The 8,416-nt window shown below is 53.2% G+C and carries 9 protein-coding genes; 8 read left to right on the plus strand and 1 reads right to left on the minus strand.

Annotation, left to right across the window (positions count from 1 at the left end):
* The first annotated feature begins 18 nt into the window (after positions 1-18).
* The 8 genes from PuT2_RS14725 (at position 19) to PuT2_RS14760 (ending at position 7,598) form a co-directional block, all read left to right on the plus strand.
* Positions 19-1,251 carry a site-specific DNA-methyltransferase gene (locus tag PuT2_RS14725; protein WP_093971757.1) on the plus strand — a complete coding sequence of 411 codons (1,233 nt, stop codon included), beginning with the start codon at positions 19-21 and terminating at the stop codon, positions 1,249-1,251.
* A complete protein-coding gene (locus PuT2_RS14730) occupies positions 1,244-2,347 on the plus strand; it encodes a phosphoadenosine phosphosulfate reductase family protein (RefSeq protein ID WP_093971758.1) in 1,104 nt (367 codons plus the stop codon). The genes PuT2_RS14725 and PuT2_RS14730 overlap by 8 nt, the downstream gene beginning before the upstream one ends.
* 55 nt (positions 2,348-2,402) lie before the next feature.
* Positions 2,403-3,431 carry a phage Gp37/Gp68 family protein gene (locus PuT2_RS14735; protein ID WP_093971759.1) on the plus strand — a complete coding sequence of 343 codons (1,029 nt, stop codon included), beginning with the start codon at positions 2,403-2,405 and terminating at the stop codon, positions 3,429-3,431.
* 67 nt (positions 3,432-3,498) lie between these two features.
* A complete protein-coding gene (locus PuT2_RS14740) occupies positions 3,499-3,876 on the plus strand; it encodes a hypothetical protein (RefSeq protein ID WP_143516208.1) in 378 nt (125 codons plus the stop codon).
* 237 nt (positions 3,877-4,113) lie between these two features.
* Positions 4,114-4,395: a hypothetical protein gene (locus PuT2_RS14745; protein WP_093971761.1), complete on the plus strand. Its 282-nt coding sequence runs from the start codon at positions 4,114-4,116 to the stop codon at positions 4,393-4,395.
* Between the two features lie 133 nt (positions 4,396-4,528).
* Complete coding sequence (locus PuT2_RS14750) at positions 4,529-6,634, plus strand: DNA cytosine methyltransferase (RefSeq protein WP_093971762.1); 2,106 nt, start codon at positions 4,529-4,531, stop codon at positions 6,632-6,634.
* A gap of 154 nt (positions 6,635-6,788) precedes the next feature.
* The gene (locus PuT2_RS14755) at positions 6,789-7,103 is read left to right on the plus strand and encodes a hypothetical protein (RefSeq protein ID WP_093971763.1); all 315 of its coding nucleotides are present in this window, start codon (positions 6,789-6,791) and stop codon (positions 7,101-7,103) included.
* A 72-nt stretch (positions 7,104-7,175) separates the two neighbouring features.
* Positions 7,176-7,598, plus strand: a complete 423-nt coding sequence (locus PuT2_RS14760) for a hypothetical protein (protein WP_093971764.1) — start codon at positions 7,176-7,178, stop codon at positions 7,596-7,598.
* Between the two features lie 323 nt (positions 7,599-7,921).
* On the opposite strand, the gene PuT2_RS16250 is transcribed toward PuT2_RS14760, so the two are convergent.
* Positions 7,922-8,299, minus strand: coding sequence for a DUF2513 domain-containing protein (locus PuT2_RS16250; protein WP_093971765.1), 378 nt, complete (start codon positions 8,297-8,299; stop codon positions 7,922-7,924).
* Positions 8,300-8,416 lie beyond the last annotated feature (117 nt).

An 8,416-nucleotide genomic window follows, 5' to 3' on the forward strand; every position in this document is an offset into this window, starting at 1 on the left:
ATTTTTGCAACTGAGGCTATGGAACAGCTCTCCCTATTTCACCATGTCATGCGCGCGTATGCCGCAAATCCCGAATCACGGCTGGCCAACAGTTCGCTATATGAAACGGTTGCGCGCGAAGCTGGCCTGTCTCGCGCACAGCTTGAAGAACGCGATCCAGTGGGACGCTCGGGACAGCCGCACAACCTGATCAAACGAAAGATTCGCTGGTTTCAGCAAACACTTCGCAGCTTGGGCGTCATCGAACGGGTGCCCGACGCCCGAGGTGTTTGGACTCTGACAGATGCTGGCAAGAAAAAACTGCGAAACATCCAACCGTCGGCGGCGGTTGTTGGCTTTAGTACCGAGCTGGGTGTTGCGATCTGGAGTGATTGCAATCGGGTTTTTGATCGCTGGGACGAACCCATCTGTCTTGCGCTGACCTCGCCGCCCTACCCGTTGGCACGCCCCCGCGCTTATGGTGGTCCGAGCATTGAAGACTACTCAGATTTCATCTGCAGAGTCGTGGAGCCGATTGTGAAGAATCTTGTTGCCGGCGGCAATGTCGTGCTCAACGTAGGCGACGTTTTTGAGCCTGGGTTGCCCGCCAAGTCCACATATATCGAGGAACTTATTCTGGCCTTGCGAAAGCGCTTGGGCCTTTACCTCATGAATCGCATCGTCTGGGAATCAAACAAGCCGCCCGGCCCGATTCAGTGGGCAAGCAAGCAACGAATGCAGTTGAACGAAGGCTATGAGCATGTACTGTGGTTCTGCAATGATCCGGGGCGCTGCTTGGCTGACAACCGGCGCGTGCTTGAACCGCATACGCAGCGTCATCGCCAACTGATCGAGCGCGGCGGTGAGCCGCGCCATGCTGTCTATGGTGACGGTGCCTACCGTCTGCGTCCGGGCTCCTATCAAAACCCAACTGACGGCACGATCCTGCGCACGGTCTGGAAGCTATCGAACAATTGCGCCAGCCAGCGGCGTTACAAACAAATGGCTCGGGCCCTGGGCCTGGAGCCACATGGTGCCAGCATGCCATTGGCTTTGGCGCAGCGGATCGTTCGGTTCATGACCGAGATCGACCAGCTGGTTGTAGATCCGATGGGCGGTTCGATGACTACTGGCTTGGCCGCCGAGCTCGAAGGTCGTCGGTGGACGTGTACGGAACGGGTTCTCGATTACGTGCTGGGCGGTGCTCAACGATTTCTTGATCGCCCCGGCTTTGATTTGAACTTGCCTCTGTGCGGAGCAAGCTATGAGTGATCGATTCGATGACCTCGTTGTGTTGCCGGCGCTTGGCGCACAACTAGGACTTGATCTGGGTGACTCGGCAGCAGCCTGCGGGCGCGCCGGGGCCTACTTTAGCGCTGCAACAGTGGATCTGGACGACTACGACCACATCGTGCTTTGCATGTCCGGAGGGAAAGATTCCATCGCTAGCCTGTTGCATTTGCTGGATTTGGGTGTGGATCGCTCCAGGCTGGAGCTCTGGCATCATGACGTCGACGGCCGAGAGGGAAGCACGCTTATGGACTGGCCCTTTATGGCCGACTACAACCGCCGTCTGGCCAGTGCCTTTGAAGTGCCAATTTATTTCTCCTGGCTTGAGGGTGGCTTTGAGGCCGAAATGCTCAAGCAAGATAGCTACGGTCGCCCCCATCATGTTGAAACGCCAGAAGGGCTACTTACGCTCAAACGCGATACCGCCCGGGCGGTACCGGCAACCCGACGCAAATTCCCCCAGGTCAGCGCTAGCTTGCAAACTCGCTGGTGCAGTTCGGCGTTAAAGATCGACGTCGGCCGCCGAGCACTGAATAATCAAGACCGGTTCAATGGCAAAAATGTCCTTTTCATCACAGGCGAGCGTCGCCAGGAAAGCTCGAATCGGGCTCGGTATTACCAACTTGAGCCCCATGCTTGCGATCGGCGGCACGGCAAGAAGGCTCGCCGTGTTGATGCATGGCGCCCAGTTCTCGATTGGGACGAGGAGCGTGTCTGGGATGCTCTGCAACGCCATCGCGTTCTTGCTCCCGTACCCTATCGCCTTGGCTGGGGGCGCTCCTCGTGCATGAAGTGCATTTTCAATGACGCGTCCATTTGGGCTACGCTGCGCCATCATTTCCCGGGTAGCCTTGATGCAATTGCCGACTATGAGCAGCAATTCGGGTGCACGATCAGCCGTGAGCGTATCCCGATCATGGATCTGAGTAAGCGTGCGCGCCCCATTGAAATTCACGACGTCGAGGCCCTAGGTCAGGCTCTTGACAGAACCTATCGTCTACCAATTTTTGCTACCGACGACACTCTGTGGGCAACGCCCGCAGGTGCTTTTGCCCGGACAGGCTGCGGGCCTAGCTGATTATTCAGGTCGCGGGAAAAACCTGCTTCCAACACCGTTTAACAAGGAGCTTGAAATGAGTGAAACAACAAACATCGAATGGTGCGATTCGACATTCAATCCATGGATCGGTTGCAATAAAGTCTCACCCGGCTGCGATCACTGTTATGCAGAACAAAGCACTCCCGCAAGAGTTCTTGATGTCAAGTGGGGCGCGAAAGTCGCTCGGCGCCGCACGAGCGCATCCAATTGGCGAAAGCCACTTGCCTGGAACAACACTCATGCGCAGTTCTACGCGGAGCATGGGCGACGCCGTCGTGTGTTCTGCGCTTCTCTGGCGGACGTGTTTGATAACGCCGTTGACCCTCAATGGCGCGAGGATCTGTTTGAGTTGATCGACTGCACGCCTAATTTGGATTGGCTGATTTTGACGAAACGGATCAGCAACGCACATCCACTGATCATGGACGCACTAAACAAGCTAGCCCGTCGGCGCGGTCAGAATCCGAATGAATTACAAGCCACCTGGCCCTGGCCGAATGTTTGGCTTGGCGCGACTATTGTTAATGATGAGGAGGCTCACCGAGATATCCCCAAACTACTCGAAACGCCAGCAGCGGTTCGGTTCCTGAGTATGGAGCCTTTGCTATCGTCAGTATCCCTTCGCTGGCTAACAGCTTGGAGAGATGGTATTCGATCTTCGGCACTCAATCCAACTGGACAAACAGATCATCTTGATGGTCTGCGTCAATTGGATTGGGTCATCGTCGGTGGTGAAAGTGGCCCCAATGCCCGACCGATGCACCCAGACTGGGCCCGTGCACTACGAGACCAGTGTGCAGAGGCCGGCGTACCGTTTTTCTTTAAGCAATGGGGTGAGTATGTAGTCCCAGAGGACGGCGCTCGGTCATGTCGGGTGTGTGGCTGCACATGGAATAATGCATGTGAAGACAGCTGTTGGTGGATTGAGCCCGACTTGTGCAGCTCGTGCGTCGGAAAAGATGCTCCCGCCGGGGATCGACCGGTACGTTATTGCAAAGTCGGCAAGAAGGCAGCTGGTCGTCTATTGGATGGCCAAAAGTGGGATCACGCTCCTTCAAAGTAGATATTTAGTTAGAATGCCGCCAACTCAATGATGGCTTTAAAACCAAGCCATGAGAGGAAATGTATAAATGACCAAACGAATGAAAATCATTGGCAACTGTCTTGATGAGCAGATTAATTTTCTGCCAGCCGGCGGAATATTCGGGCCTATGTTGCCCATCCTCGCAGCTCTCGGCTTTATCGCTGTCGCATTTGATTTCGGGATGCCAGGCCTTGAAAAGGCTATCGCAGCAATGGGTATGTTCGCTGCAGGTGTGCTGATGTCCACACAACTACCCGTCTGGCGCGAGGCCGAGCCGGGAGAGCTCGAACGACGTCGCACCTTATGGAAAATCAGTCCTGCTGCACCTTGGATTCGTATGGCAAAAACGTTTGGATGGTCAAAAGCAGCGATCCTGTTCTTTGTGTTGTGTGCAGCACTGACATTTCTCAGAATGCTTTTTTAAGACGCTTACATCATGCGTCGCAATGCGTCGGAAGATTCGTGAGTTAGATCAACCAGCGGCAACAAAAGCAATGGATGTTCGCCCCCCCAATGATCAGCCGTGAAGAATCCCAAGCATTAACACTTCTTTTTTTCACTCCATTTGTAATTATTATCAATATATTGATAGAGCTTACAAAAGGATGAACCGCGATGGTGCATAATTTTTTACAGACACAGCTATCTTTAAAGAAAAAGCATGAAAAAAACCACAACAAACAGCAAACTGCAAGAAGGTCAAGGTTCAAACTCTTTCTTGTCGGAAGCAAACGCCGCTTGGGTGCTTGATGAGCTTGATGCGGTTGCTGAACACATATTTCAACTACGAAAAGCGCAGATCTTCCTAACGATTCCAGATGCTGTTCGAGAATCTTTGCTTAATGCGGATCGAAAACGAGCGGAACATATACTAGCCTTGGTTAATGGCGATCAACAATATTTGTCTCAATATATCGCTGAAATAGTACCGGACAAGAGCTAGGCGTTTTCAGCCTATTGAGGCAAGTCTGCGGTCTTCTGGTTAACCTGCGCTGTTACTTGATTTCGCCTTTCGTTTTTTTAAGGCATTTAGTAATACTTATCGTACTATTGATAAGCACTAGAGAGCCAAATCCATGTACTCCCAGATCGCCCTGCCGCTGCCCCACGAGCTGATTATTGACAACTTTGCTGGCGGAGGAGGTACCAGCACGGGTCTGGAGGCCGCGTTTGGTCGCCCCGTCGATATTGCGATCAACCACGACCCAGAAGCGCTTGCAATGCATGCGCTGAACCATCCCTACACGCACCATCTGTGTGAAAGCGTTTGGAATGTCGATCCAATTGAAGTAACCAATAACCAGCCCGTGGCACTGGTCTGGCTCTCGCCCGACTGCAAGCATTTTTCAAAGGCTAAAGGTGGCACGCCGGTGTCCAAGCACATTCGGGGATTGGCCTGGATCGCGCTGCGCTGGGTAGCTTTGACCAAACCACGTGTGTTGATGCTCGAGAACGTGGAGGAGTTCAAAAGCTGGGGGCCGGTGATTGTCGGGCCCGACGGCTATGCCCGCCCGGATCCTGCGCGTAAAGGCAAAACCTTTGACAGTTTCGTGCGTCAGTTGCGTCAGCACGGTTACCAGGTCGACTGGAAAGAGCTTCGTGCCTGTGACCAGGGGGCGCCAACAATTCGTAAGCGTCTTTTCCTTGTAGCACGTCGGGATGGTCTGCCCATTGTGTGGCCCCAACAAACCCACGGCGACCCCACTTCTCGCCAGGTTCTGGCCGGTTTGCTTGCCCCTCATCGCTCGGCCGCTGAGTGTATCGACTTTGATTTGCCGGCCAGCAGTATCTTTGGCCGCAAAAAGGCCTTGGCCACTAACACTCAACGGCGTGTGGCAAAAGGGGTATTCCGCCATGTACTGAACAGCCCCAAGCCATTTATTGTCACCAATACCAGCGGGCACCCAGGGGCGGCAGCAAGTGAGCCTCTTGCTACGATCACAACGGGCAATCATCATTACGTAGGGCAACCCGTCGTAACCCCATTTATTACAGAACACGCTAACGCGAGCGGCCAACGGACAATGCCAGCAGACGCTCCGTTGCGTACCGTATGCGCCCAGGTCAAGGGTGGACACTTCTCGGTGGTGTCCCCCGAATTTCAACCGTTGGATGGCGAAGGACTCTCGCAGCAGGATATGAGATTTCTTCAACGCGTCAACGAAGTCGATGCTGTCGTCAAGGTGGAGAATGAAGTTGCGCACACGATCGCTCCATTGCGAGGCACCAGCGACGGTCACATGGGTGGTCACAGTATTGAGCAGCCTTTATCCACGATTTCAGCGCAGGGTACCCATCACGCTTTAATCGGTGCGCATTTAACCCACCTGACCCATCACGGCGAGCGGGCGGGTATCTCTCCTTCTCAGCCCTTACCCACCGTTACCGGCGCGAATCGAGGGGAACAGGCATTGGTTCTGGCTAACTTGATCGACGCAGGTCACGGGGAATCATGCTCGACGGGAGCAAAGCGCTGGAGTAATGGCGTTCGCTCATTGGACGCACCGCTTAATACCGTCACAGCAAGCGGGGCGCCAAGCAGCTTGTCGGCGGCCTACTTTGAACAAGCCAATGGTGGATTTTTCGAGGGTGCAGGTCGCTCAGCCGCGGCGCCTATGTCCACCATCACCTCCTCTGGCGCCAATCAGCAGTTGGTAACCGCCTACTTGGTCAAGTACTACAGCAGCGGCGGCCAATGGCAAGCCATTGATGAGCCAATGCACACCTTACCGACCAAAGCCCGAATGGGCCTGGTTAAAACCATTCAGGTGCCGGCTGGCAGTTTGAGCCAATCCCAACGCGAGAACGCTGAGCGTTGCGCCGCACTTTTGCACGAGCACTTGCCCGAGCACTTCCCAGAGCCAGCGCAACTTGTGCTTATGCCTCATGAAGGAAGTTGGTGGGTGTTGGTGGACATTACCCTGCGCATGCTTGTTGCGCGCGAACTCTATCGAGCACAGTCCTTTCCCGAGGACTACATCATCGACGAGATTCCGGATCCGAAGTTACTGTTCAAAGATGGTGTCCAGGTACCGGGCGATCCACGCGACATTCCCCGGATCAAACTGTCCAAAACTGCACAGGTTCGGATGTGCGGCAATAGTGTCGCCCCCGCGCAGGCTCAAGCACTGATTGAGGCAAATTTCACGCACGAAGCCCAGTTCATGGCCAAGTCGGCGTAATCCAAAGATTTCATGTTCCCCGTCGGCCGATAACAAAACTAGCAAAGAATTGCTCGCCCTTCATGAGACGCTAACATCACGATAAAAGGGCTAACTGCAGTTAAGCATGCAGCACTATACTAGATACTGTTTTTATATACAGCCTTATAGTGCCATGCTGAACTACAAGCAACTGCGACAAATTCAAGATGGGCATCGGCGCAATGCCGATGTTCTGGAGCTGTTGCGCGAGATCAAGCGCCTACGTGAGCTCGCTGCGCAGGCTTATGCCGCCCTGGGATACAGCAACCTTTCAGGTCTGAGTGTCGATGAGCGAACGCTGATCATGGATTTACTCGAAATGCTCATGCGCGAGCCCGCAGTTCTCGAGTACCGCACTCGACGTCAAAATGAAGAAAATCTGGCCTATCGACGCGCCCAGCATCAAGCAAGGGACGCAACTCGAAGCCATGTGCCACACAAAATTTAGCTGGGCCAACACTTTAATTACGCCGTTGTGCTGTCTACACTCGGGCCAGTACCAACACAACGGGAGTGACCAATGAATGATGATTTGAGCGTATTGCGCTACAAGGCTCTTGAGCTGGCGGCCGGCCAGATGTTGTCGAATGAGGATGCGTTTTCGGCTTATCAGTCTCTACGCAACTGCGTGGATATGTGTCATGCGCAGGGTCGCGTCGGCTGCTGGGCCGATGTTGCCCTAGTTCTGCCCTGGCAACCCCACGAGCACCAACTCCCTGAAGATGTACTTGATTTGATCGAGGAGCGTGCCGATACGATTGAACAAACGTTCAGGCAGGTTCTATTGCTGGCCAAAGAAGGTATTGTTCAAGAAACGATTGCCGGCCGACTCGATAGTGACATGAACACCTTGGACATGGCCTACTTGGTTCAGATCGGCGTGCAATCCCAAGCGGCTGAGGCCCAAACAGAAGCCAGTGCGCCAGCGCGTCCCCGGTTCTGATAACTTTTCGTAGACCCCTTCGAGATAAACACAAAGACCATAGCACTATGGTTTTTATGTAGACCAATTCACCTATCCTTTTTTCTAGTAAACACGTAAACCATGAATAAATAGTTTTTGTGTTTACCAAAATGAAGCGATCCGAACTAACTAATGTGCTTTACACCCTGGACAAACAGGGGGTTTATGCAATTGCACGCCAGCAACTGGCCAAATATTTCCCGACAGATAATCCCAAGACTTTCGCCGAGGGACTAAATGGGTCAGGCTTCACCCTTTAGAGGTCTTTTTCCGGTGGTGAAATGTCAGCTTGAACGAAATTTTTAGCCCCCAGCTGCACCACGAAGAAGGGTCACTGAAATTTCAGATGCAACAGACTTGACCAAATCAAATGTCATGTCGATACCCTTTGACGCGAAAGTTCTCTTGGTTTTGCTCCAGACAGAGTCAGAACGAATTGAGTCCAAAAACTCGTGGCCTAGCCAGGTTAGGCGCCTACCAAAGAAGTCGGTGGGGCCGCGGCCCAACGTCCGAGACATATTTCCCTCAACAAGACCCGCTTCAATAAGTAGCTCTACATGGTAAGAATACTCATAAGCACGATCTGACGGAAAGTCGGACAGCTGAATTGCGGTATCTGTACTCGGTAGATCTTCTAGGCGCGTCAGAACTTCACGAATTGTGTCCCAATTGCGTTTCATATTTCCCCCGGAATCTAATTGAATTTATAGCCCATTCAACTGGCGTGCTTAGTTTGCATAATACTGTAGGCATTTACAGTTCCACTGGCAATTTAGGGAACCTCTGAACAAGTCCAA

Source organism: Pusillimonas sp. T2 (assembly GCF_002236805.1).
Taxonomy (GTDB): domain Bacteria; phylum Pseudomonadota; class Gammaproteobacteria; order Burkholderiales; family Burkholderiaceae_B; genus Neopusillimonas.